This is a genomic window from Variovorax sp. 01N425, assembly GCF_056399465.1.
The window spans coordinates 256,695-277,328 of record NZ_JBFTRJ010000010.1 but is presented as its reverse complement, the minus strand read 5'-3'; the positions used below and the strand labels follow the sequence as shown (position 1 = coordinate 277,328).

18 protein-coding genes are annotated in these 20,634 nt (G+C 68.8%); 10 read left to right on the top strand and 8 right to left on the bottom strand.

Annotation, left to right across the window (positions count from 1 at the left end; all coding sequences use genetic code 11):
- The first annotated feature begins 8 nt into the window (after window positions 1-8).
- Window positions 9-482, top strand: coding sequence for a Cd(II)/Pb(II)-responsive transcriptional regulator (gene cadR / locus AC1DSC_RS19970; protein WP_012748658.1), 474 nt, complete (start codon window positions 9-11; stop codon window positions 480-482).
- Between the two features lie 179 nt (window positions 483-661).
- Here cadR and cysE read toward each other — a convergent pair whose 3' ends face one another.
- A complete protein-coding gene (cysE, locus tag AC1DSC_RS19965; RefSeq protein ID WP_012748659.1) occupies window positions 662-1,432 on the bottom strand; it encodes a serine O-acetyltransferase in 771 nt (256 codons plus the stop codon).
- Between the two features lie 80 nt (window positions 1,433-1,512).
- On the bottom strand, window positions 1,513-2,244 hold the full coding sequence (locus tag AC1DSC_RS19960) for an RNA methyltransferase (protein WP_012748660.1): 732 nt from the start codon (window positions 2,242-2,244) through the stop codon (window positions 1,513-1,515).
- Between the two features lie 121 nt (window positions 2,245-2,365).
- On the opposite strand from AC1DSC_RS19960, the gene AC1DSC_RS19955 reads away from it, so the two are divergent.
- From AC1DSC_RS19955 to AC1DSC_RS19945, 3 genes are read left to right on the top strand one after another with little or no spacing between them, the layout of a single operon-like run.
- Window positions 2,366-3,427 (top strand): inositol monophosphatase family protein, encoded by a 1,062-nt coding sequence (locus tag AC1DSC_RS19955; protein WP_012748661.1) that lies wholly within the window; start codon window positions 2,366-2,368, stop codon window positions 3,425-3,427.
- A complete protein-coding gene (locus tag AC1DSC_RS19950; RefSeq protein WP_012748662.1) occupies window positions 3,427-5,667 on the top strand; it encodes an FUSC family protein in 2,241 nt (746 codons plus the stop codon). The genes AC1DSC_RS19955 and AC1DSC_RS19950 overlap by 1 nt, the downstream gene beginning before the upstream one ends.
- Window positions 5,667-6,728, top strand: a complete 1,062-nt coding sequence (locus tag AC1DSC_RS19945; protein WP_012748663.1) for a mechanosensitive ion channel family protein — start codon at window positions 5,667-5,669, stop codon at window positions 6,726-6,728. The genes AC1DSC_RS19950 and AC1DSC_RS19945 overlap by 1 nt, the downstream gene beginning before the upstream one ends.
- Window positions 6,729-6,747: 19 nt before the next feature.
- Here AC1DSC_RS19945 and AC1DSC_RS19940 read toward each other — a convergent pair whose 3' ends face one another.
- Entirely contained in the window at window positions 6,748-7,206 is a 459-nt protein-coding gene (locus tag AC1DSC_RS19940; RefSeq protein ID WP_012748664.1) for an Lrp/AsnC family transcriptional regulator, read from the bottom strand.
- Between the two features lie 107 nt (window positions 7,207-7,313).
- Between AC1DSC_RS19940 and AC1DSC_RS19935 the strand changes: the two genes are divergently transcribed.
- Window positions 7,314-7,937: a LysE/ArgO family amino acid transporter gene (locus AC1DSC_RS19935; protein WP_012748665.1), complete on the top strand. Its 624-nt coding sequence runs from the start codon at window positions 7,314-7,316 to the stop codon at window positions 7,935-7,937.
- Here AC1DSC_RS19935 and AC1DSC_RS19930 read toward each other — a convergent pair.
- On the bottom strand, window positions 7,910-9,127 hold the full coding sequence (locus AC1DSC_RS19930; RefSeq protein ID WP_012748666.1) for a DUF418 domain-containing protein: 1,218 nt from the start codon (window positions 9,125-9,127) through the stop codon (window positions 7,910-7,912). The two genes, AC1DSC_RS19935 and AC1DSC_RS19930, sit on opposite strands and share 28 nt — an antisense overlap.
- Window positions 9,124-10,092: a LysR substrate-binding domain-containing protein gene (locus AC1DSC_RS19925; protein ID WP_012748667.1), complete on the bottom strand. Its 969-nt coding sequence runs from the start codon at window positions 10,090-10,092 to the stop codon at window positions 9,124-9,126. Before AC1DSC_RS19925 ends, AC1DSC_RS19930 begins: the two co-directional genes overlap by 4 nt.
- 125 nt (window positions 10,093-10,217) lie before the next feature.
- Between AC1DSC_RS19925 and AC1DSC_RS19920 the strand changes: the two genes are divergently transcribed.
- Window positions 10,218-11,228, top strand: a complete 1,011-nt coding sequence (locus tag AC1DSC_RS19920; protein WP_012748668.1) for a Bug family tripartite tricarboxylate transporter substrate binding protein — start codon at window positions 10,218-10,220, stop codon at window positions 11,226-11,228.
- Here the strand turns inward: AC1DSC_RS19920 and AC1DSC_RS19915 are convergent.
- Window positions 11,200-11,724 carry a MarR family winged helix-turn-helix transcriptional regulator gene (locus AC1DSC_RS19915; protein WP_369663145.1) on the bottom strand — a complete coding sequence of 175 codons (525 nt, stop codon included), beginning with the start codon at window positions 11,722-11,724 and terminating at the stop codon, window positions 11,200-11,202. The two genes, AC1DSC_RS19920 and AC1DSC_RS19915, sit on opposite strands and share 29 nt — an antisense overlap.
- A 105-nt stretch (window positions 11,725-11,829) precedes the next feature.
- On the opposite strand from AC1DSC_RS19915, the gene AC1DSC_RS19910 reads away from it, so the two are divergent.
- The 3 genes from AC1DSC_RS19910 to AC1DSC_RS19900 are packed head-to-tail and all read left to right on the top strand — an operon-like array spanning window position 11,830 to window position 15,193.
- Entirely contained in the window at window positions 11,830-12,834 is a 1,005-nt protein-coding gene (locus tag AC1DSC_RS19910; RefSeq protein ID WP_369663146.1) for a Bug family tripartite tricarboxylate transporter substrate binding protein, read from the top strand.
- 35 nt (window positions 12,835-12,869) lie between these two features.
- Window positions 12,870-13,862, top strand: a complete 993-nt coding sequence (locus AC1DSC_RS19905) for a Bug family tripartite tricarboxylate transporter substrate binding protein (protein ID WP_012748671.1) — start codon at window positions 12,870-12,872, stop codon at window positions 13,860-13,862.
- Window positions 13,863-13,876: 14 nt separating this feature from the next.
- Window positions 13,877-15,193 (top strand): sulfatase family protein, encoded by a 1,317-nt coding sequence (locus tag AC1DSC_RS19900; protein ID WP_012748672.1) that lies wholly within the window; start codon window positions 13,877-13,879, stop codon window positions 15,191-15,193.
- Between the two features lie 51 nt (window positions 15,194-15,244).
- On the opposite strand, the gene AC1DSC_RS19895 is transcribed toward AC1DSC_RS19900, so the two are convergent.
- Together AC1DSC_RS19895 and AC1DSC_RS19890 are read right to left on the bottom strand one after the other, a co-directional pair.
- On the bottom strand, window positions 15,245-15,874 hold the full coding sequence (locus AC1DSC_RS19895) for a glycine-rich domain-containing protein (RefSeq protein WP_012748673.1): 630 nt from the start codon (window positions 15,872-15,874) through the stop codon (window positions 15,245-15,247).
- 72 nt (window positions 15,875-15,946) lie between these two features.
- Window positions 15,947-19,270, bottom strand: coding sequence for a bifunctional diguanylate cyclase/phosphodiesterase (locus AC1DSC_RS19890; RefSeq protein ID WP_369663147.1), 3,324 nt, complete (start codon window positions 19,268-19,270; stop codon window positions 15,947-15,949).
- 390 nt (window positions 19,271-19,660) lie between these two features.
- Here AC1DSC_RS19890 and AC1DSC_RS19885 point away from each other — a divergent pair, with 390 nt between their 5' ends.
- A complete protein-coding gene (locus AC1DSC_RS19885; RefSeq protein WP_012748675.1) occupies window positions 19,661-20,488 on the top strand; it encodes an HDOD domain-containing protein in 828 nt (275 codons plus the stop codon).
- The last annotated feature ends 146 nt before the right edge of the window (window positions 20,489-20,634 follow it).

Sequence of the window (20,634 nt, the reverse complement as noted above, 5' to 3'; positions counted from 1 at the left end):
GCCGCATCATGAAAATCGGAGACCTGGCCAAGGCCGCGAACACGCCGGTCGAAACCATCCGGTACTACGAGCGCGAGCAGCTGCTGCCCGCGCCCGCGCGCACCGAAGGCAACTACCGCATCTACGACGACGAGCATGCGCAGCGCCTGGGCTTCATCCGCCGCTGCCGTTCCCTGGACATGACGCTCGACGAGATCCGCAACCTGCTCAGGTTCCGCGATGCGCCGGGCGAAGACTGCGGCGAGGTCAACCAGCTGCTCGACGACCACATCGGCCACGTGGCCGCGCGCATCCGCGAGCTCAAAACGCTGGAAAAGCAGCTGAAGGCGCTGCGCCAGCAATGCTGCGGGCCCGAATCAGCACGCAACTGCGGCATCCTGCAGGAGCTGGACACCGCCGCGCCCGCGGCCGAGCCTTTCGGGCAGCATGCGGGGCATGTGCATGGGTCGCTGCACAGCGCGTCCGCGAAGCGTTCGGCTTGAGGGTGATGTAGTTCAGCGATGCACAACGAGCGTGCCCTCGTGCACAGGGCATCGGGTGCTCCCCGCAGCGAAATCAAGGAGGAGGGGCGTAGCCCCGGGGGACATTCGCGGAGGGGAGTACCCGGTGGCCTGTGCACGCGCCCTGAACAAGAGCGCCCGAACACAAGCAACCTGAACCGTCACTTCCCGATCAGCTGCGTCAGCTTCTCCGCCTCGAAGCTCTCATCACGCGCCGCGTCGCAGGGTACGCAGTCCTTGGTGCCGGGATGCGCAGACAGCTTCTCGATGGCCTGCCACAGCAGCGCGATCTGGTGCTCCTGGCCTGCGGCGTTGTCGATCAGCCCGCGCATCGCCTGGCTCAGCGGGTCGTCCTCCTGCGTGATGCCGTAGGCGGAGAACTTCTGCGGCGCGGCCACATCGGCGCTCTCGCCGGCCTTCGACGGGATGATGCGTGCGGGAATGCCCACCGCCGTGGCGCCCGCCGGCACCGGCTTGATGACCACCGCGTTGCTGCCGATCTTCGCACCGTCGCCGACGAGGAAACCGCCCAGCACCTTGGCGCCCGCGCTCACGACCACGTTCTTGCCCAACGTCGGATGCCGCTTGGTGCCCTTGTAGAGCGAGGTGCCGCCCAGCGTCACGCCCTGGTAGATGGTGCAGCCGTCGCCGATCTCGGCGGTCTCGCCCACCACCACGCCCATTGCGTGGTCGAAGAACACCCGCTCGCCGATCTTGGCCGCCGGATGGATCTCGATGCCCGTGAGCCCGCGCGCCACGTGCGCGATGAAGCGGGCCGGCCACTTGAAGCCGTGCGTCCAACAGGCGTGCGCCCAGCGGTGCAGCACCACGGCATGGAAGCCGGGATAGACCGTGATCACTTCCCAGGCGCTGCGCGCGGCCGGGTCGCGTTCGAGGATGCACCGGATGTCGGCGCGCAATCGAGAGAACATCGCAGCCTTTGTTGTCGTTATATCGATAGGGCCGCGAAGTCTAAGGCCGGCCGTCTTCGCGTATCGCCGATGGGGTTTTGTCAGCCCTTGCGCGGTCCGCGCGCCGCATCGGCCATGGCCTTGGCGATGCCGCGCAGGATGTGGATCTCCTCCGGCGTGGGCTGGGCGCGGTTGAACAGCTGCTGCAGCCGCGGCATCAGCTTCTTGGGCGCCGCCGGGTCCAGAAAGCCGATCTCCACCAGCGAACGCTCCCAGTGCTCGAGCATGCCGGCCACCGCCTTGGCATCGGCCGCCTCGATGGGCGCGGTGGCATCGCGCACCTCGTAGCCGCCCAGCGCAAGCCGCCATTCGTAGGCCACCACCTGGATCGCGGCCCCAAGGTTGAGCGAGCCGAACTTCGGATCGGTCGGGATGCTCAGCGCCACGTTGCAGCGGTAGACGTCTTCGTTGCGCATGCCGAAGCGCTCGGAGCCGAACAGGAAGGCCACGTGCTGCTCGCCCTGCTTGGCGAGCGGCTCCAGGTGCTCGCGCGGCGTGCGCGTGGGCGGGCCGAAGTCGCGCGGGATCATGGCGGTGGCGCACAGGTGGGTGACGCCGTCGAGCGCCTCGTCGAGCGTTTCGACGATGCGGGCATTGGTCAGCACGTCGAGGGCGCCGCTTGCGCGCTGGATGGTTTCCTCGCGCCGCAGCACGTTGGCCCACCTTGGCGCGACCAGCACCAGGTCGTCGAAACCCATGGTTTTCATGGCGCGGGCGGCGGCGCCCACATTGCCGGCGTGGCTGGTCTGGATCAGGATGAAACGGGTGCGCATGGCGGGGTTGGGAGACACGAGGCGGCGGAGCCGGTAAAATGCTTGATTCTCGCCGCCCGCATCGCCGGACCGCAGGGTCGCCCCCAGGGGACCTATCCCACCGTTCTTCCCACAATCCAGAATGTCGTCCCCCAACCTGCATCCCATGCTCAATGTGGCCGTCAAGGCCGCACGCGCCGCCGGCGCCATCATCAATCGCGCCGCCCTCGACGTCGAGGCCGTGCGCATCTCGCAAAAGCAGGTCAACGACTTCGTCACCGAAGTCGACCACGCCAGCGAGCAGGTCATCATCGAAACGCTGCTTGGCGCGTATCCGGGGCACGGCATCCTGGCCGAGGAATCGGGCACCGAGCATGGCGCCAAGGATTCCGACTACGTCTGGATCATCGATCCGCTCGACGGCACCACCAACTTCATCCACGGCTTTCCGGTCTACTGCGTGTCCATCGCGCTGTCGGTGCGCGGCAAGATCGAGCAGGCGGTCATCTACGACCCGAGCCGCAACGACCTGTTCACCGCCACCAAGGGCCGCGGCGCCTACATGAACGAGCGCCGCATCCGCGTTTCCAAGCGCACCCGGCTCAGCGAATGCCTGGTGTCCACCGGCTTTCCGTTCCGCAGCGGCGACAACTTCAAGCAGTACCTGGCCATCATGGCCGACATGATGCCCCGCATGGCGGGCCTGCGCCGCCCCGGCGCCGCGGCGCTCGACCTCGCCTACGTGGCGGCCGGCTTCACCGACGGCTTCTTCGAGACCGGCCTCAACCCCTGGGACGTGGCCGCAGGCTCGCTGCTGGTCACCGAGGCCGGCGGCCTGATCGGCAACTTCACGGGCGAGCCCGACTTCCTCGAGCAGCGCGAATGCCTGGCCGGCGCACCGCGCATCTACGGCCAGCTGGTGCCACTGCTCTCCAAATATTCCAAGTTCGCGGGCATCGACGACAAGATGCGCGCCAGCGACCGCGTGCGCGCCGTGTCGGCCGCCGCGCGGCCCGGTGCCGACGAATCGGTCGACCTGTACGCCCGCAGCACCGTGACCGACCTGACGGCCGCGCCGCTCGACGGCGAGGCGCCCGCTCCCGCCGCCCCACCGGCCGCGCCCGTGCCGCGCAAGCTCACGCGCGTGCGCCGCGACGCGCCCGCGGGCGGCGGCTCCCCCGAAGGCGACGCTTCCGCCAAGTGATGCAGGGGCCAGGCGCCGCCCTCCGCTTCCGTGCGGCGCTGCGCATTGCGCTGAGCCAGTACGTCGCCAGCGGCCTCACCGTCGCGCTCGGCCTGCTCGTGATCTCGGCCGGCGCGCACCTGTGGCTCGGCGCCGTCGCGGCCTCGGCCGCCGCGGTGGGCGTGATCGTCACGGCCCCGCCCGACCTGCCCGGCCCGCGCCGCGGCAAGTTCTTCCAGATGCTGCCGGCCCCGCTGATCGGGCTGCCGCTGTTCTTCCTGGTGCAGCTGCTGCACGCCGCGCCCATCCGCCTGGGCCTGGTGCTGGTGCCCGCCACCTTCGTCGCCTTCCTGGCGATGGCATGGGGCAAGCGCGGCATCCCCATTGCCATCGCGGTGATGTTCTCGATGATCTTCTCGATGGCCACGCCCGCACCCAGCGGCATGGCCGAGGCGCTCGAGCGCACCTGGCACTTCGGCATCGGCGCCGGGCTCTACGTGATCTGGGCCACGCTCGCCAACCATGCGCTGAATTCGCGCTTTCGCGTGCAGTCGGTCTCGGACGTGCTGTATTCGCTGGCCGCGCTGATGCGCACCGAGGCCAGCCAGTTCACGCCGCGCGACGACACCAGCGACATCCGCGAAACCCCCGCGCCTTTGCTGGGCCGGCTGCTGCGCGAACAGGCCGCGCTGGCCGACCAGCTGCAGGCCACGCGCGACATCGTGCTCGAATCGCCGCGCACCCCGCGCCGGCAGCGGCTGGCCGCCATGCTGGTGATCGTGCTCGAGATGCGCGACCAGCTGCTCGCGAGCGAGCTCGACCTGGACGCGCTCAAGAGCCATCCCGCGCACGCCGAGGCGCTCATCGAGATGCGCCGCGTGCTCGAGGAGCTGGCCGACGACACCACCGCGCTCGGCGACGCGCTGCTGATGGGCCGCCAGCCCGAGGCGGTGGCCGACCGGCGGCCGCGGCTCGCGTCGATCCATCTTTCGGGCGAAGACCACATCGCCAGCCACGGCCTGCCGGGCCCGAACGCCGCCATGCTCGCGCGCGGCCTGGCCAGCCGCATCGGCCACATCAACGACGAGGTGCTGCGCCTGTCGGCCATGGCGCGCGGCGATGCCGAGCCCAATCTTGCGGTGGTGCGCGCCAACTGGCAGATGTTCGTGAGCCCGACCGACTGGTCGCTGCGGCCCTTTCTCGCGCTGTGGCGCTGGGACGCGCCGCCGCTGCGCCACGCGATTCGCGCGGCCCTGGCCATTGCGGCCGGCTACACGATTGCGGTGTCGCTGCCCTGGGGTTCGCACGACTACTGGATCCTGCTGACCATCGTGGTGGTGCTGCGCGGCAGCCTTTCGCAGACGCTGGAACGGCGCAACAGCCGCGTCGCCGGCACGCTGCTGGGCAGCGTGCTCGCGGTGGGCCTGCTCTCGGCGCATCCGTCGCCGCTCGCGCTGCTGGTCATCCTCACGGTGGCGCAGGCCATTGCCCACAGCTTTGCGGTGCGGCGCTACCTGATCACGGCGGTGGCGGCCACGGTGCTGGGCCTGGTGCAGGCGCACATGCTCAACGTGGGCGCCGCGCCCATCTTCGCGCTGTTCGAGCGCATTGCCGACACGCTGATCGGCGCCGCGCTGGCCTGGGGCTTCTGCTATGTGCTGCCCTCGTGGGAGCGCGGGCAGATTCCGGCGCTGGTGGCGCGCACGCTCACCGCGCAGGCGCGCCATGCACGGCTGGCGCTCGGCCTCGGCCAGCTGCAGGCCGTCGACAGCAGCCCCGAGCTCGAATGGCGGCTCGCGCGCCGCGAGGCCTACGACAGCCTCTCGGCGCTGGTGCAGGCCACGCAGCGTTCGCTGTCGGAGCCGCGCGCGGTGCAGCCGCCGCTCGAGCCGCTCGAACACCTGCAGGCGCACAGCTATCAGCTGCTCGCGCAGCTCAGCGCCGTCAAGTCGATGCTGGTGCTCAGGCGCGACCGGCTCACGGCCGCCGAGATCGAAGGCCCGCTCGCGCGCACCGCGCAGCGCATCGAGGCCGCCATCGGCAGCGCGCCGACCACCGGCCCCTCGCTCCCTGAAAGCACCGGCTCCACCACCGTGGGCGGCCCGATTCCCCTGCCCGACCCGTTCGACAACGACATCAGCCCCTGGCTGCTGCGCCGGCTCGACCTGGCCACGGCACTCTCGACGCAGCTGCGCGACGACGCGGCGCGCATCCTTCAACACCTGGACGAGACAACAGAAGCAGCCACGACCCCCGCCTGATGACCCAAGAGATACTTGCCCACCCCTGGTTCGGCACCTGGATTGCCGTTCTCGTCGCCGTCCCGCTCGCTCTCCTGGTCCACCGCATCGGCGGCCTTGTGCTGAAACGCATCACCCGCCCCGCGCCCGCGGTGCACGCGATGGTGGTCAACTGCAACGCACCGGCGCGGCTGGTGCTGCCGCTGGTGGCGCTGCTGCTCATCTTCCAGGCCGCGCCCGAGGACCTGCGCTTCCTTGGCAGCGTGCGGCATTTCAACGGCCTGCTGCTGATCGCCGCGACCACCTGGCTCGCGGTGCGGGCCATCAGCGGCTTTGCCGACGGCGTACTCGCGCAGCATCCCTCCGACGTTGCCGACAACCTGCAGGCGCGCCGCGTGCTCACGCAGACGCGCGTGCTCGCGCGCACGGCCATGTCGGTGGTGCTGGTGGCCGGCGGCGCGATGATGCTCATGACCTTTCCGGGCGCGCGCCAGGTGGGTGCGAGCCTGCTGGCCTCCGCGGGGGTGATCGGCATCGTGGCGGGCCTCGCGGCCAAGCCGGTGTTCAGCAACCTGATCGCCGGGCTGCAGATCGCGCTGGCCCAGCCGATCCGCATCGACGACGTGCTGGTGGTCGAGGGCGAATGGGGCCGCGTCGAGGAGATCACGGGCACCTTCGTGGTGCTCAAGATCTGGGACGACCGGCGCCTGATCCTGCCGCTCAGCTACTTCATCGAGAAGCCGTTCCAGAACTGGACGCGCCATTCCTCGCAGCTGCTGGGCTCCGTCTTCGTCTACGTCGACTACGGCATGCCGCTCGCGCCGCTGCGCGAAGAGGTCGAGCGCATCGTGAAGGCGGCGCCCGAATGGGACGGCCGCTTCTTCAACATGCGCGTGACCGACGCCACCGAGCGCAGCATGCAGGTTCGCGTGCTGTGCACCGCCGCCACATCGGGCCTGGCCTTCGACCTGCGCTGCACCGTGCGCGAAGGGCTCCTCGACTTCATGCAGCGCGAGTACCCGCAGTTCCTGCCGAAGATGCGCATCGAGGCCGATCCGCTCCAGGGCGCGGCGGCGGCCTGACGCAGCGCGCCGCAGCGCCTCAGCCGGGCACGGCGCCCGCCGGCACCGCCACCGCGCGCGCCGGGATCGGCACCGACATGACGATCGATGTGCGCGTCTCGCCCAGGTGGTTGATGCTGCTCACGAAGGCCTCGAGATGCTCGATGTCCCGCGCGACCACCTTCAGCACATAGGAATCCTGCCCGGTGACGTGAAAGCACTCGAGCACCTCGCGCCGGCCGTCGAGCAGCTTCAGCAGCCGGGCCTTGTCGGGCTGCGCGGTCGTGATGCCGATCAGCGCCGTTACCGTGTAGCCCGCCTTGCGCGGCGGGACCACCGCGCGGTAGCCCTCGATCACGCCGGCCTCCTCGAGCCGCTTCACGCGCTCCGAGGTCGAGGGCACGGACAAGCCCACCTGCCGCGCCAGCGCCGTCAGCGAGGTGCGCGCGTCCTGCTGGAGCGCGTCGAGGATTTGCCAGTTCTTGGAGTCGATTTCCATGAATCTAAGGTGCAGTTGGGAATTTCACTTCCGATTTCAGGCCAGGCACGCTGCGCGCCTGAATTCCGTCATTCTCACCATGAAGGTGGCGCCGAACAATCGAAGGCATGGACTTTTCTCTTTTCCTCAAGGCCCTGGTCATCGGGCTGTCGATCGCCGCACCCGTGGGCCCCATCGGGCTGCTCTGCATCCAGCGCACGCTCGCGCACGGCCGTGCCATCGGTTTTCTCAGCGGCCTCGGCGCCGCGCTGGCGGATGCGTGCTACGGCGCCATTGGCGCGTTCGGCGTGTCGGCGGTGATCTCGTCGATGGTGGCGGCGCGCGTGCCGCTGGCGCTCGGCGGCGCGGCCTTCCTGGCATGGATGGGCGTGCAGCTGCTGCGTGCGCCGGCCGCCACCCAGGCCCGCGCCGCGCAGGACGCTGCCACGCCGCTGAAAGCCATGCTGTCGGTGTTCATGCTCACGCTCGCGAACCCGATGACGATCCTGTCCTTCGTCGCGGTGTTCGCATCGATCGGCACCGGGCATGCGAGCAGCGGCAGCGGCGCTGCCGTGACGATGGTGGCGGGCGTTTTCCTCGGGTCGGCGATATGGTGGCTGGGCCTGTCGACCGTGGTGTCGATGGTGCGGCACAGGCTCGGTGCGCAGGTGCTCCAGTCCATCAACCGGCTGTCGGGCGCACTGCTGCTGGGCTTTGCGGTGTTTCAGCTCTCGGCGCTGCTGTCGCGCTGATCCGCATGACGGCGCCGGCGCAGCGGCGGGCGCTCGAGGTAGGTGAACGCCCGCAGCAGCCACTCCGCCGGGCCGTAGGCGAAGCGCTGCATCCACCAGTGGCTCAGCGCCAGGTTGCCCGCAAAGATCGCGAAGGCAATTGCAAACGTGGCCAGCGGCCCGACGGTTCCGATCCAGCGCAGCCCGTAGGCCAGAAAGATCCACGCGCAGGCCGCCGATTGCAGCAGGTAGTTCGACAACGCCATGCGGCCCGCGGGCGCCAGCAGCTGCGCCAGCCACCGGCCGCGCCGGCCCTGGAACACCAGCAGCAGGCCGGCCGCATACGCAGCCGACAGGAACGGCGCCGTCAGCAGCGTGAGCGCGAGGCCCTGGATGTCGCGCACCGGGTCGTTCAGCCGCAGGGTCGGCCAGGCGTAGGCCAGCGCACCCGGCAGGCCGAGGGCAAGCCCCCACCAGAACACGCGCCACCACAGCGTGCGATGCGCTTCGGCCTGCGCGAGGAGCCCGCGCTTGCCGGCGATGAAGCCCGCAAGGAACATGGCCAGCGCCTCGGGCGCCTGCACCAGCGCCGTGATCCACCAGGTCTGCGAGAGATCGCGCAAGTGCTGCACCACCACCATGGCGGGCGTGGCGCGGTAGGCGGCCAGCGCCGCGGCGGCTTCGGCGTAGGCCGCCTGCGTGGCCATCAGCATGTCCATGTGCGTGTACATCTGGCCGACGGCGGCCCACAGCAATGAAGTGAGCAGCACCAGCGCGATGGCCGCGCACGCCAGGAACACATCGCCGCGCCTGCGCAGCATGAGCAGCACGGCGCCCAGCACGGCGTACGCGGTGAGGATGTCGCCGTAGTAGAGCAGCACGGCATGCGCCACGCCGAGGACCCACAACCCGAAGTGCCGCCGCACCATGCGCGGCACGAAAGGCTTGCCGTCGCGCTCGGCCGCGCGCATCTGCAGCGTAAAGCTGTAGCCGAACAGGAACGAGAACAGCAGGTAGAACTTGCTCTCGAACACAAGGGCCCGCACGAACGAGGCGCCGCGGTCAGCCGGCGAGACGGCCATCGGATCGGGAATGCCCAGGCCGTAGTAGGTCGATGCAAAGCTCGCGATGTTGACCACCAGGATGCCCAGCAGCGCAAAGCCGCGCAGCGCATCGACCATCTGCTGGCGTTCGCCCGGAGCGGTGTTCATGCGGGTTTCCCGATGCCGGCATTGGCCAGGTTGCCGCGCGCCGCGGCCGCGACGATGCCGCGGATCGCCTCGACCAGCAGCCGCGCGCCCTCGCCCGCTTCGCCGCCGCGCCGCACCGTGAAGCCCACCGGCCCTTCGGTGCCCGAGGTGTCGATGGCCACGCGCTTCAACGCGCCCTGTGCAATCAAGCCCTCGACGGCACCCTGCGGCGCAAACCACACCGCATCGCAGCGCTGCAGCAGCCCGACCACGAAGCTGGTGTCCGTCGCCTCCACCAGCCGGCTGGGCAGCGCCATGCCCTGCGCGATCAGGAAGGCATCGGCCGTGTGCCGGATCAGCGTGCCCGAGACCGGCAGCACCAGCGGATGGGCGGCCAATGCATCGAGCGTGGGCCTGCGCCGCGCGGCGAGCGGATGGCCGGGTCGCACCACCAGCAGCAGCGGTTCGCTGTAGAGCTGTTCGAACGCCAGGTCGGCCATGGCCGAGGCTTGCGCGAGGCGGCCGAGCACCAGGTCGATCTCGCCCTGGCGCAGCTGCGTCATCAGCTGCGCATTGGTGCCGCTCACCACGCGCACGCGCAGCGCCGGGTGCGAGGCATACAGCCGCGCGACGGCCTCGGGCAGCAGGTTGGCCGCCATGTTGGGCAGGGCACCCACGGCCACGCGCAGCTGGTCGGCTTCGGGCTGGTCCATGGCCAGGCCCATGCCTTCGCGCAGTCCGCGCAGCGCGGAGACGGCATGGCGCACCAGCACCTCGGCCGCCGGCGTGAGCTCGACGCCGCGGCGGCGGCGCAGCAGCAACTGGCGCCCGACGATCTCCTCGAGTTCGGCGATGGTCTTGGACACCGCGGGCTGCGTGAGCGCCAGGGCCTTGCCCGCGCGCACGAGGTTGCGCTCCTGCGCCACCATCACCAGGCATTGCAGGTGGCGCAGCTTGAGGCGTGCAAAGTTGTTCATGGCTGACATGGGTGTCTTCCCTGTGGAGCGGCCATCCAAATATAACCAGAAGGAATAGCTGGCAGAAGAGCTTTCAGTTGTGCGGGCCGCTTCCGCCTTCTAGAGTGGCCCCCGATACGGAGACAAGCAAAGACATGACCACCGGTTTCTCGAAGAAGAACGCCCCGGGCGCATCGCGCCGCCTGGCCCTTGCCGCCGCCGCCTGCGCTGCGCTTTGCCTCGCGCTCGGCAGCCCGGCCGCGCATGCCGACGCGGCCTACCCCGCCAAGCCGGTGAAGTTCATCACCAACTTCCCGGCCGGCGGTCCGCTCGACATCCTCGGCCGCGCGCTGGGCGACGTGCTGCAGAAGGAGCTCAGGCAGCCCTTCGTGGTCGACAACAGGCCGGGCGCCGGCGGCAACATCGGCGCCGACCTCGTCGCCAAGAGCCCGCCCGACGGCTACACGGTGCTGCTGAGCATCGACAGCACTTTCACCATTAACCCGCACCTGTACGCGTCGATGCCCTTCGCGGCCAGGGACCTGAAGCCGCTGATGATCTTCAGCTCCTCGGGCCTGAGCTTCGGCGTCGGGCCCGCCGTGAAGGCCAGGACGCTGCCGGAATTCATCGCCCAGGCCAAGGCCGAGCCCGCCACCTTCAGTTCCGCCGGCAACGGCAGCCCGGGCCATCTTGCGGCCGGCATCTTCTCGACCGCGACCGGCGCCCGGATCACGCACGTGCCTTACAAGGGCAATGCGCCGGCCGTGATGGCGCTGCTGGGCGGCGAGGTGCAGGCCGGCATCCTCGCCACGCCGGGCCTGCTGCCGCAGGTGCAGGCCGGCAAGCTGCGCGCACTGGCCGTGACCGGCCGCCAGCGCTCGCCGCTGCTGCCCGAGGTGCCCACGGTGGGCGAGCTCGGCCTGAAGGACCTGGAATTCGAGGTGCTCTACCTCGCAATGGTGCCGGCCGCCACGCCCGAGCCCGTGGTGCAGCTGCTGCGCCAGTCGCTGCAGAAGGCGCTGGCGCTGCCCGAGGTCAAGGCGCGCCTCGCTTCGCTCGACATGGTGGCGCTCGGCGAGACCGGCGCACCTGCGGCCGAGCGCCTGGCAGCCAACCAGGCGCGCTACGGCCGCATCGTCAAGGCGACCGGGATGAAGGTGGACTGATGCCGCCCGCGCCGCGGCGCCCGCGGTCGGCCTTGGGCAGCACGGCCTTTTGCACCATGCGCTCGGCCTGCGCCTGCAGGCGGTCCAGGAATGCGTCCAGGCGCGCCGCGTCTTCCTTGTCGAGCGCTTCCATCAGCTCGGCGTTGATCTGGGTGACCAGCGGAAAAAGCTCCTCGTACAGCGCCTGCCCGCTCTCGGTCAGGCCCAGCAGCACCTGCCGCCGGTCGCCCGCGCGGGCCACGCGCGAGACCAGCCGCTTTTCGACCAGCGAACCGGTCGTCTTGGAGGTGCGGGCGCGGTCGAGCTGGGCGTGCTCGGCCAGCTGCGAGGAGCCCAGTTCGCCGCGGCTCGCGAGCACCGCGATCAGCCGCCACTCGCGCCGCGTGATGCCGAAGCGGCCCTCGCACAGCCGGATCACCATGCTGCCCGCAACCCCGATCAGCCGCGCGAGCCGGTACAGCAGCAGGTCGTCGGGCGAACGGCGCGGCACGGTCATTCGGGGTTAGTCCGGGGGATGGTTGATTAGATCAATCGAATGTAGCGTCTCTAAAGTCCTTCGGGATCCAACGCCAACCCTATAAGACCCCGGAGACACCGCCCCATGCCCCGCACGCCCCTTTCCTTGAGCCTCGACCGCCGCCGCGCACTTGCCGCGCTGGGCGGACTCGCCCTGGCACCCCTCGCGCTCGACGCGCAGGCCCAGGTTTTCAGGCCCGGCCAGCCGATCAAGGTGCTGATCGGCGTGCCCGCCGGCGGCACGCAGGACGTGCTGACGCGCGCCATCGCGCAGCAGGTGCGCGATGCGCTGGGCCCGCTCATCATCGACAACCGCGCGGGTGCGGCGGGCCGCATCGCGGCCGAAACCGTCAAGACGGCCGCGCCCGACGGCCACACGCTGCTGCTGGGAACGGCCAGCATGATGACCATGTTCCCGAGCGCATACCGCAGCCTCTCGTACGACCCGATCAAGGATTTCGTGCCCATCATCAACGCGGCGCGCTTCGAGCTGGCGCTCACCGTCCACAAGGACGTGCCCGCCAACACGCTGGCCGAATTCATCGCCTGGGCCAAGGCGCAGGGCGACAAGCTGAGCTTCGGCTCCTACGGCGCGGGCACGCCTTCGCACTTCCTTGGCGAGATGCTCAACCGCGCGGCCGGGCTCAAGATGGTGCACGTGCCCTACCGCGGCTCCACGCCCGCGCGGCAGGACCTGATGGGCGGCACCGTGCCGGTGTACTTCGACACCGTCGGCGGCGCGCAGCAGATGCTGCCCACGGGCCGCGCGAAGGTGCTGGCCACCAGCGGCGAGAAGCGCTCGCCGCTCATGCCCAACCTGCCCTGCTTCGTCGAGGCCGGCTACAAGGACGTGGTGGCCACCGCCTGGTTTGCCTACTATGCGCCGCTCAAGACGCCGCAGCCCGTCATCGACAAGCTGCGCGCCGAATTCACCCGCGCCGTCAATGCCCGCGAGGTGCGCCAGCTGCTGCTGCAAAACGGCATGTACCCGATCGCCGACGGCAGCGAGGCCTTGCTCAAGACCATGCGCGAGGACACCGCGCGCTGGGCGGGCATCATGAAGGCCGTGAATTTCCAGGCCACCGACTGAACGACCGAACGAACGAACCGAGGAGGAACCCCCACATGCCCAAGACCGCCCCCATCACCCGCCGCCTTGCCGCGCTGCTTGCCGCAGCCGGCTTCATGGCGTCCATCGCCGCCGTGCCCGCCAGCGCGGGCGCACAGGCGCTCGACAGCCCGCTGCACATCGTCGTCGGCTACGCGCCCGGCGGCGCCACCGACCGCGTGGCGCGCATCGTGGGCGACAAGCTCGGCGCGAGGCTGGGCGTGCCGGTCGTCGTCGACAACAAGCCCGGCGCCGGCGGCCGCCTGGCCGCGCAGCAGGCCAGGAACACGCCTGCCAGCCAGAACGTGCTGATGCTCGCCAACCCGGCCGTGATGGTGGTGGCGCCGCTCGTCTTCAAGGACAACAACTACGACCCCGAGCGCGACTTCGTGCCCGTGTCGCACGTCAACAGCTACAACTTCGCGCTGTCGGTGTCGCCCACGCTGCCGGTGCGCGAACTCAACCACCTGCTGGCGTGGATGCGCGCCAACCCCAACCAGGCCAACGTGGGCGTGCCGGCCACCGGCAGCCTGCCGCACTTCTTCGGACTCATGGTGGGCGAGAAGGCCAAGGTGCAGACGCAGGTGATCGGCTACCGCGGCTCGGCCCCGCTGCTGAACGACCTGATCGGCGGCCAGGTGCCCATCTCGGTCGACACCGAGGACGTGGTGCTGCCGCTGCACGACACCGGCAAGCTGCGCATCCTGGCGATCTCGGGCGACAAGCGCTCGCCCTTCGCGCCGAACATCCCGACCTTCAAGGAAGCCGGCCTCGACCTGGCCGCCACCGGCTGGAACACCTTCTTTGCGCCGGCCAGCATGCCCAAGGCCAAGGCCGAGCGCCTGGCCGCCACCATCCGCGAGGTCATGCAGGATGCGGACACGCAGCGCAAGTTCAAGGACGCCGGCATGACGCCGGTGGTGAGCACGCAGGCGCAGACCGCGGCGATGCTCAAGGCCTACAAGGCGCAATGGGCGCCCGTGGTGCAAAAGTCCGGCTACCAGCCCTGACCTTTCCAAAAGACATGACCAGACCCAACATCATCTTCATCGTGGCCGACGACCTCGGCTATGCCGACCTCGGCTGCTACGGCGGCCGCGACGCCGCCTTCGGCCCCGTGTCGCCCGTGCTCGACGGCCTGGCGGCCAACGGCCTGAAGCTCACGCAGGGCTACTCGAACTCGCCCGTGTGCTCGCCCACGCGCTTTGCGATGATCACCGCGCGCTACCAGTACCGGCTGCGCGGCGCGGCCGAGGAGCCCATCAACAGCAAGAGCCGCGGCAGCACCACGCTCGGCCTGCCGACCGAGCATCCCACGCTGCCTTCGCTGCTGAAGGCCGGCGGCTACCAGACCGCGCTCATCGGCAAGTGGCACCTGGGCTATCCGCCCACCTTCGGGCCGCTGCGCTCGGGCTACGACGAGTTCTTCGGGCCGATGTCGGGCGGCGTCGACTACTTCACGCATTGCGACTCCACCGGCCGCCACGACCTGTGGTTCGGCGAGGAAGACAAGCAGGAAGAGGGCTACCTCACCGACATCCTTTCGAAGCGCGCCGTCGACTACGTGGAGCGCATGGCAAAGCAGGACGCGCCCTTCTTCCTGAGCCTGCACTACACCGCGCCGCACTGGCCCTGGGAAACGCGGGACGACGCCGACAAGGCGCCGCTCGTGAAGGACAACCTGTTCGACCTGGCCGGCGGCAACATCCACGTGTACCGCCGCATGATCCATCACATGGACGAAGGCATCGGCTGGATCATGGCCGCGCTGCGCAAGCACGGCATGGCCGACAACACGCTGGTGGTGTTCACCAGCGACAACGGCGGCGAGCGCTTCTCCGACAACTGGCCGCTGGTGGGCGGCAAGATGGACCTGACCGAAGGCGGCATCCGCGTGCCATGGATCGCGCACTGGCCCGCGGTGATTGCCAAGGGCGGCGAGAGCCGGCAGCTGTGCATGACCATGGACTGGTCCGCCACCATGCTCGATGCGGCCGGCGTCAAGGCCGATGCGGACTACCCGCTGGACGGCGTGTCGCTGATGCCCGTGCTGAAGGACGCCAGGCACAGCTTCCGCCGTCCGCTGCACTGGCGCATGAACCACCGCGGCCAGCAGGCCATGCGCGACGGCGACTGGAAGTACCTGAAGGTCGACGGCAACGAGTACCTCTTCAACATTCCGGCCGACGAGCGCGAGCGCGCGAACCTGGGCAAGAAGGAGCCGCAGCGGCTCGCGGCCATGCGGGAAGACTGGCTGGCCTGGAACGCAACCATGCCTTCAATTCCGGAGGATGCGACGGTGAGCCTGGGCTACTCGGTCAAGGACATGCCGCAGCGCTGAACCCAGGCGAGGGAACGGGCGGACCCGCCGCCGCGTCCCTTCGCCGATCCTTCACCTGTTCACGCCAAGCGAGGCCCTGCGAGCAGAAGCGGCCAGCTCGGACGCGGAGGCAGCGCCCGCCTCCAGCGAACACCATGCGGCCGCGGGCTTGCCCGCCTCGAGCGAACACCATGCCGCTGCGGGCTTGCCCGCCTCGAGCGAACACCATGCGGCTGCAGGCTTGCCCGCCTCGAGCGAGCACCATGCGGGCGCATCCTTGCCCGGCGCGTATCGGGCTGCGGCCGCCGGCTCGCCGAATTCCTCGGCGGTCAGGCGCTGCATCTCCAGGAAGGCCGCCTGCAGCGCCTTGGCGTCTTCCTCGCCGCGCAGGCCGAGGTACGGAAAGTGGTGCAGGAAGTAGCCGAAAGTGGTTTCGCAATCGGCCGCGTACTTTCTCGTGTCGAGGATGTGCATGTGCCAGAAGCGGTCGACGTCCTGCTCGGGAGCGAGCGTCAGCTCGGGGTGCCTGGCGTGCAGTATCAGGTAGCGTTTGTAGGCCACCTCCATCTGGTCCGCGTAGCCGGCCGACCAGCCGTAGCCGTCCTCTTTGCGGCAGGCCTTGAACTTGATCGGCGTGAGGTCGATCGCCTCGATGGCGGCGATCGTCTGCTCCAGTGTCTTGCGCTGGGTGGAATGGATCATGAATGCTCCTGTGAAGTTGCGGGAAGGTCCGAGCGAACGTGCCCGGTGACGATTGCTTCAGGAACTCGGCCGTCAGGCCGCCTCCGATGGAGCAAACTGGTTGCGCAGGTGGCGCGCCATGAAATTGCGCACCTCGTCGGCAGGCACGGGCTTGCACAGCCAATAGCCCTGGGCCTCGTCGCAACCGTGGCTGCGCAGGTAATCGAGCTGGGCCGTGGTCTCGATGCCCTCGGCGACCACTTTCATCCGCAGCCCGTGGGCCAGGGTGATGATGCCGTCGATGAGCGCCCGCGCGTCGGCGTCCTGCGACAGGTCGTTGATGAAGGAGCGGTCGATCTTGACCGTCGACAGCGGGAAGTGCTTGAGGTAGGAGAGCGAGGAATAGCCCGTTCCGAAATCGTCGATCGCAAGGCCGACGCCCATGTCCCGGATCGCCCTGAGCAACTTCGCCGCATGCTCGGGATTCGCCATCACCGCGCCTTCGGTGATCTCCAGCTCCAGCAGCGACGGCTCCAGCCCCGAGGCTTCCAGGACAGCCTGGATGTCGGCGATGAGCGTGCGGCTTTCGAATTGGCGCGGCGATAGATTGACGCTCATCAACACCTTCGGCAAACCGTATTTCTGCCACGAACGCGAATCGGCGCAAGCCCTCTCCAGCGCCCATTTGCCCAAGGACACGATCAGGCCGAGTTCTTCGGCGATTGGAATGAACTGCACCGGCGGGATCATGCCCAGGATCGGATGGTGCCAGCGCATCAGCGCCTCGACACCGACGATGCGCTGGGTCTGCAGATCCATCTTCGGCTGGTAGTGCATTTCGAGCTCGCCACGCTCCAAGGCATGGCGCAGCGCGCTTTCGAGCATCAGCTGTTCGGTATTCTGCGCATTCATCTTCGCGGCGTAGAACCGGAAGGTGTTGCGGCCTCTTTCCTTGGCCCGGTACATCGCCGTATCGGCATTTTTCAAGAGCGCTTCGGCGTCTGCGCCGTTGTCCGGATAGATGCTCACGCCGACGCTGGCGCTGACGTGCAGTTCGCGCCCCGCGAGGAAGAAAGGCTCGGCGCAGCAGGCCAGCACTTTTTCGGCGAGCCCCGCGGCATCGTTTGCGCTGGACAGGTTCTCCAGGAGCAGCACGAACTCATCGCCACCGAAACGCGCCACGACATCCGCCTCGCGCAGCAGCGCCGTGAGGCGCTCGCCGCAGATCTTGATCATCTCGTCGCCCACGCCGTGGCCCAGCGTGTCGTTGATGTGCTTGAAGCGATCCAGGTCGACGAATATCACCGCGAACTGCTTTTGATGGCGGTTGCTGCGCTTGATGGCGCGAGCAAGCTCGTGTTGCAGCGCAGCGCGGTTGAACAGGCCGGTCAGTCCGTCGTGGCTGGCCATGAAACGAAGGCTTCTCTCCGCCTGCTTGCGCTGCTTGTACTGGGCGATCTGCAAGGCGATCACACGCAGCGACTCCTGCGTCTGGGCGTCGATGGCGTACGGATTGGAGCCAAGGAGCTCCAGCGCCGTGATCGAATCGGTAACGGCCATCGGCACGACGATGCCGACGGCCAGCCCGGCCTCGCGGGCCATCGCATCGCGCGCGAAATGGCCCGGAGCCGCCAGCACGTCGATTTGCACGATGCCGCCGGTTTTCCAGGCGCGGCCCAGCGAGCCTTCGTCGGCCCGGTATTCGAACGACCGGCTGTCGGAGGCGAATTGCCGCACCGCCGGGGGAATGTGGTCGGCATGCCAGGCGGCGGCGCAGCGAACCACGCCGTCCTCGCCAACGCTCCACAACGCGCCGCAGTCCCAGCGCAGGTCGGTGCACAGGGCTTCCAGCGCTTGGGTGATCACCGTCTCGGCCCTGCCATCGCCGGCAAGCAGCCGGGCAATCCTGTATTCGAGCCCCTGGCGCAACGCATCCTTGCGCGGCCGCGTGGCGTCGCGCACGGTGCCGCGCACCATCGTCTTTCCGTCTTCTTCGGCCGACTGCGCGATGACGTGGAGCCAGCGCTCGGTGCCGTCGGGCAGGCACAGGTGATGCTCGAATTCGCTGCGTTCCATGGACCGGGAGGCCTGCGCGATCTGCTGTTCGACCGCGGGGCGTTCTGCGGCCGGAACACGCGAGAGCAGCGCGGGCAGCTCCGGCCGCAAGTGGCCGGCCTCGAAGCCCAGGATGCGCCGGGCTTCTTCGGAGCACTGCAGGGCTCCGGTTTCGGGATCGAGGATCCAGCTGCCCAGGCTTGCCAGGTGCTGGGCCTCCTCCAGCTGCCGTTCGCTCGTGCGCAGGTGGCGGGTCATCTCGTTCGCCAGGATCTGGGCTCGGCTGCGTGCGGTGGTCAACGAAAAGACGATGCCGGCAAGCAGCATGCTGGTGGCCAGGCCGCCAAGGACGATGAACCACGGGATCGCCTTGTCGAGCGGGCCGAAGACCTGGTTTTCGTCCTGGCCGACTTCCACGAGCCAGGAGTGGCCGCCCAACTCGAAGCCGAGCATGCGCTCCAGGCTGCGCGCAGGTGCGGCAGCGGGCCTGGCCAGGGCCGCGCTGTCGAACAGCAATTGCCGTTCGCCGAACGAGGCCGTCGTCACGAACCTGGTCTCGACCCGTGTCCCGATCGCTCCCCGGCTCGGCCCGGCATCGATCAGGCGCAACCGGAGCGTCCTCATGGCGTCGGTACCCACCACGTCGCTCAACATCCCTGCGACGCTGAAGCCCGAGCCGACCGAACCGATATAGGCACTGCGCCGCTGTTCGAGCGTATCGAGCGGTTGCCCGGGGCGGTAGACCGGCAGCCGCATCGCCAATCCGATGTCGGACTCGCGGCCCGCGATGCGGACCTTGCGGCCGGACGTGACGAGCCCGCCGGTGTCGCGCCCCTGCTCGAGCGCGTCTCCCCTGTCGGGCATCGCGCCCAGGTCATTGCCGAGCAGCCTCTCGTTGCCGGCCTGCGGTTCGATGTAGATCAGCGGGTAGTACGTGTCCCGCTCACCGGGCGGCTTGATGGCGAAGCTGGAGGCAACGCCGGTGTCGAGGCTGGCATCGCGGCGGACCTGTTCCTCGAAGGCCTGCCTGTCGTTGACCGTGATGCGGGGCGCATAGTTGACGGCCTGGAAACCGGGGTAGGCGCGCGCCAGGTCCAGCCCCGCGACGTAGTCCCTGAAATCGCTTCGCGTCACGGTCTCGGAGGTGTTGAATCGCGCACGCAATCCGATCAGGACGGCAACGTAGTCATCGAAGCGGGCCTCGACCTTGCGCGCCAGATCGAAGGCGGTGGCGTCGAAGCGCGCCTGGGCGCTGCGCCCGATCTCCTGGCGGGCGGAGACGCCGAGGGCGATCGACAGCACCGTGCCAGCCGCGAAAATCACCAGCGGCAAGCGAATCCTGACCCAGATGGACGATGACATCGGATTTGATCCTGTCGTCGGCACAGGCCGGTCGGTTCCGTGTGCAGCAGCGCGGCACGACAGAGAACGCAACAGGTTGTATCGTCCGCGAAATATATATGGCCGGAGCGAGAACGTCACGCGATTTGTCTCGACAAGGGTGAGAGCACGGGAAAACCATGCTGCGCGCCGCGGCCGCGGGCCGTGTTGAGATGGATCAAACACCCCGCGGAGAAACATCTACTTACGCGCCCGGGGTAGCCACCGCGCGGACCAGCGCGCAGCCGCATCGGTGTTGCAGGAAGTCTGCAACCAGGCCGCGGGAACCGGCCCGATTCCGAAGACATCAACATGTAACACTAAGGTTGCAGGACAATCCCGGGCAGCAAAAAACTACAGCCCGAGATCGCCATGACCCTGGACGAACTGTTTACCGACAGCCACTTGCTTCCCACGGTGCCCAAGGTGGTGTTCGATCTCATCGAGCTCCTTCGCAACGAGGACGCCGCGGTTTCCGTGGTGGCACGCAAGATCGAGCTCGACCAGGTGCTGACGGCCCGCGTGCTGCGCATGGCCAATTCGCCGTACTTCGGGCTGCGCCGCAAGATCCTGTCGATCCAGGACGCGATCCAGCTGCTGGGCTTCTCCTCGATCCGCTCCCTGGTGGTGAGCTCCGGCCTCACGGGCACCTTCCGCAAGGTCGAGGGCGTGAACCTGCCGGCCTTCTGGTCGCACAGCCTGCGCGTGGCCGCCGTGGCCCGCTATCTCGCGGGCAAGACGCGCCGTGTGGACCAGAGCCTGGCCTTCACGGTCGGCAGCATGCACGCCATCGGCCACCTGATCATGGCCGGCGCCATGAAGCAGCCGATGGCCGAGCTCAACGCCGCGCACCCCTTCGACCGCATGGGACGGCTCGAGGTCGAACGGCAGAAGTTCGGCTTCCATTACGGCCAGGTCGGCGCCCGGCTGGCCGCCCGCTGGGAATTCGCGCCCGAGTTCGTCAGCGCCCTGTCCTCCTTCGCCAACCCGATGGAGGCCGAGCAGGTCGACCCGCTCGCCAGCGTGCTGCACCTGGCGGTCTGGCGCGTCGCGCTGGAACGCGAAGGGCTGCGCATCGGCGACGCGCAGCATGTCTGGCCGGCCCAGCCGGCGGACGCGATCGGCCTGTCCGAAGACGTGATGCAGGACATGCCGGCACCACGCGAGCTGGCGTCCGACCTGGAATCGATGATCGCCTGATCACCGCGGCGGGCGCCCCGCCCTCGCTCATTCACAGCTAAGTCTTCTGCCTTTCGACTGACACGGGGCAAACCTAGATTCGTTCGCGGCCCCCAGTGCCGACGCAGCGCCGCGCCGCGCTGCGTCATGCCCTTCCACGTCGAAAG

Excerpts from the sequence above, each read along its gene's own strand:
- AC1DSC_RS19885 (WP_012748675.1), top strand. The coding sequence starts at position 19,661 with ATGACCCTGGACGAACTGTTTACCGACAGCCACTTGCTTCCCACGGTG.
- AC1DSC_RS19890 (WP_369663147.1), bottom strand. The coding sequence starts at position 19,270 with ATGTCATCGTCCATCTGGGTCAGGATTCGCTTGCCGCTGGTGATTTTC.
- AC1DSC_RS19950 (WP_012748662.1), top strand. The coding sequence starts at position 3,427 with ATGCAGGGGCCAGGCGCCGCCCTCCGCTTCCGTGCGGCGCTGCGCATT.
- AC1DSC_RS19915 (WP_369663145.1), bottom strand. The coding sequence starts at position 11,724 with ATGACCGTGCCGCGCCGTTCGCCCGACGACCTGCTGCTGTACCGGCTC.
- AC1DSC_RS19920 (WP_012748668.1), top strand. The coding sequence starts at position 10,218 with ATGACCACCGGTTTCTCGAAGAAGAACGCCCCGGGCGCATCGCGCCGC.
- AC1DSC_RS19955 (WP_012748661.1), top strand. The coding sequence starts at position 2,366 with ATGTCGTCCCCCAACCTGCATCCCATGCTCAATGTGGCCGTCAAGGCC.
- AC1DSC_RS19930 (WP_012748666.1), bottom strand. The coding sequence starts at position 9,127 with ATGAACACCGCTCCGGGCGAACGCCAGCAGATGGTCGATGCGCTGCGC.
- AC1DSC_RS19960 (WP_012748660.1), bottom strand. The coding sequence starts at position 2,244 with ATGCGCACCCGTTTCATCCTGATCCAGACCAGCCACGCCGGCAATGTG.
- AC1DSC_RS19910 (WP_369663146.1), top strand. The coding sequence starts at position 11,830 with ATGCCCCGCACGCCCCTTTCCTTGAGCCTCGACCGCCGCCGCGCACTT.
- cadR (WP_012748658.1), top strand. The coding sequence starts at position 9 with ATGAAAATCGGAGACCTGGCCAAGGCCGCGAACACGCCGGTCGAAACC.
- AC1DSC_RS19935 (WP_012748665.1), top strand. The coding sequence starts at position 7,314 with ATGGACTTTTCTCTTTTCCTCAAGGCCCTGGTCATCGGGCTGTCGATC.
- AC1DSC_RS19940 (WP_012748664.1), bottom strand. The coding sequence starts at position 7,206 with ATGGAAATCGACTCCAAGAACTGGCAAATCCTCGACGCGCTCCAGCAG.
- AC1DSC_RS19895 (WP_012748673.1), bottom strand. The coding sequence starts at position 15,874 with ATGATCCATTCCACCCAGCGCAAGACACTGGAGCAGACGATCGCCGCC.
- AC1DSC_RS19900 (WP_012748672.1), top strand. The coding sequence starts at position 13,877 with ATGACCAGACCCAACATCATCTTCATCGTGGCCGACGACCTCGGCTAT.
- AC1DSC_RS19905 (WP_012748671.1), top strand. The coding sequence starts at position 12,870 with ATGCCCAAGACCGCCCCCATCACCCGCCGCCTTGCCGCGCTGCTTGCC.
- cysE (WP_012748659.1), bottom strand. The coding sequence starts at position 1,432 with ATGTTCTCTCGATTGCGCGCCGACATCCGGTGCATCCTCGAACGCGAC.
- AC1DSC_RS19945 (WP_012748663.1), top strand. The coding sequence starts at position 5,667 with ATGACCCAAGAGATACTTGCCCACCCCTGGTTCGGCACCTGGATTGCC.
- AC1DSC_RS19925 (WP_012748667.1), bottom strand. The coding sequence starts at position 10,092 with ATGTCAGCCATGAACAACTTTGCACGCCTCAAGCTGCGCCACCTGCAA.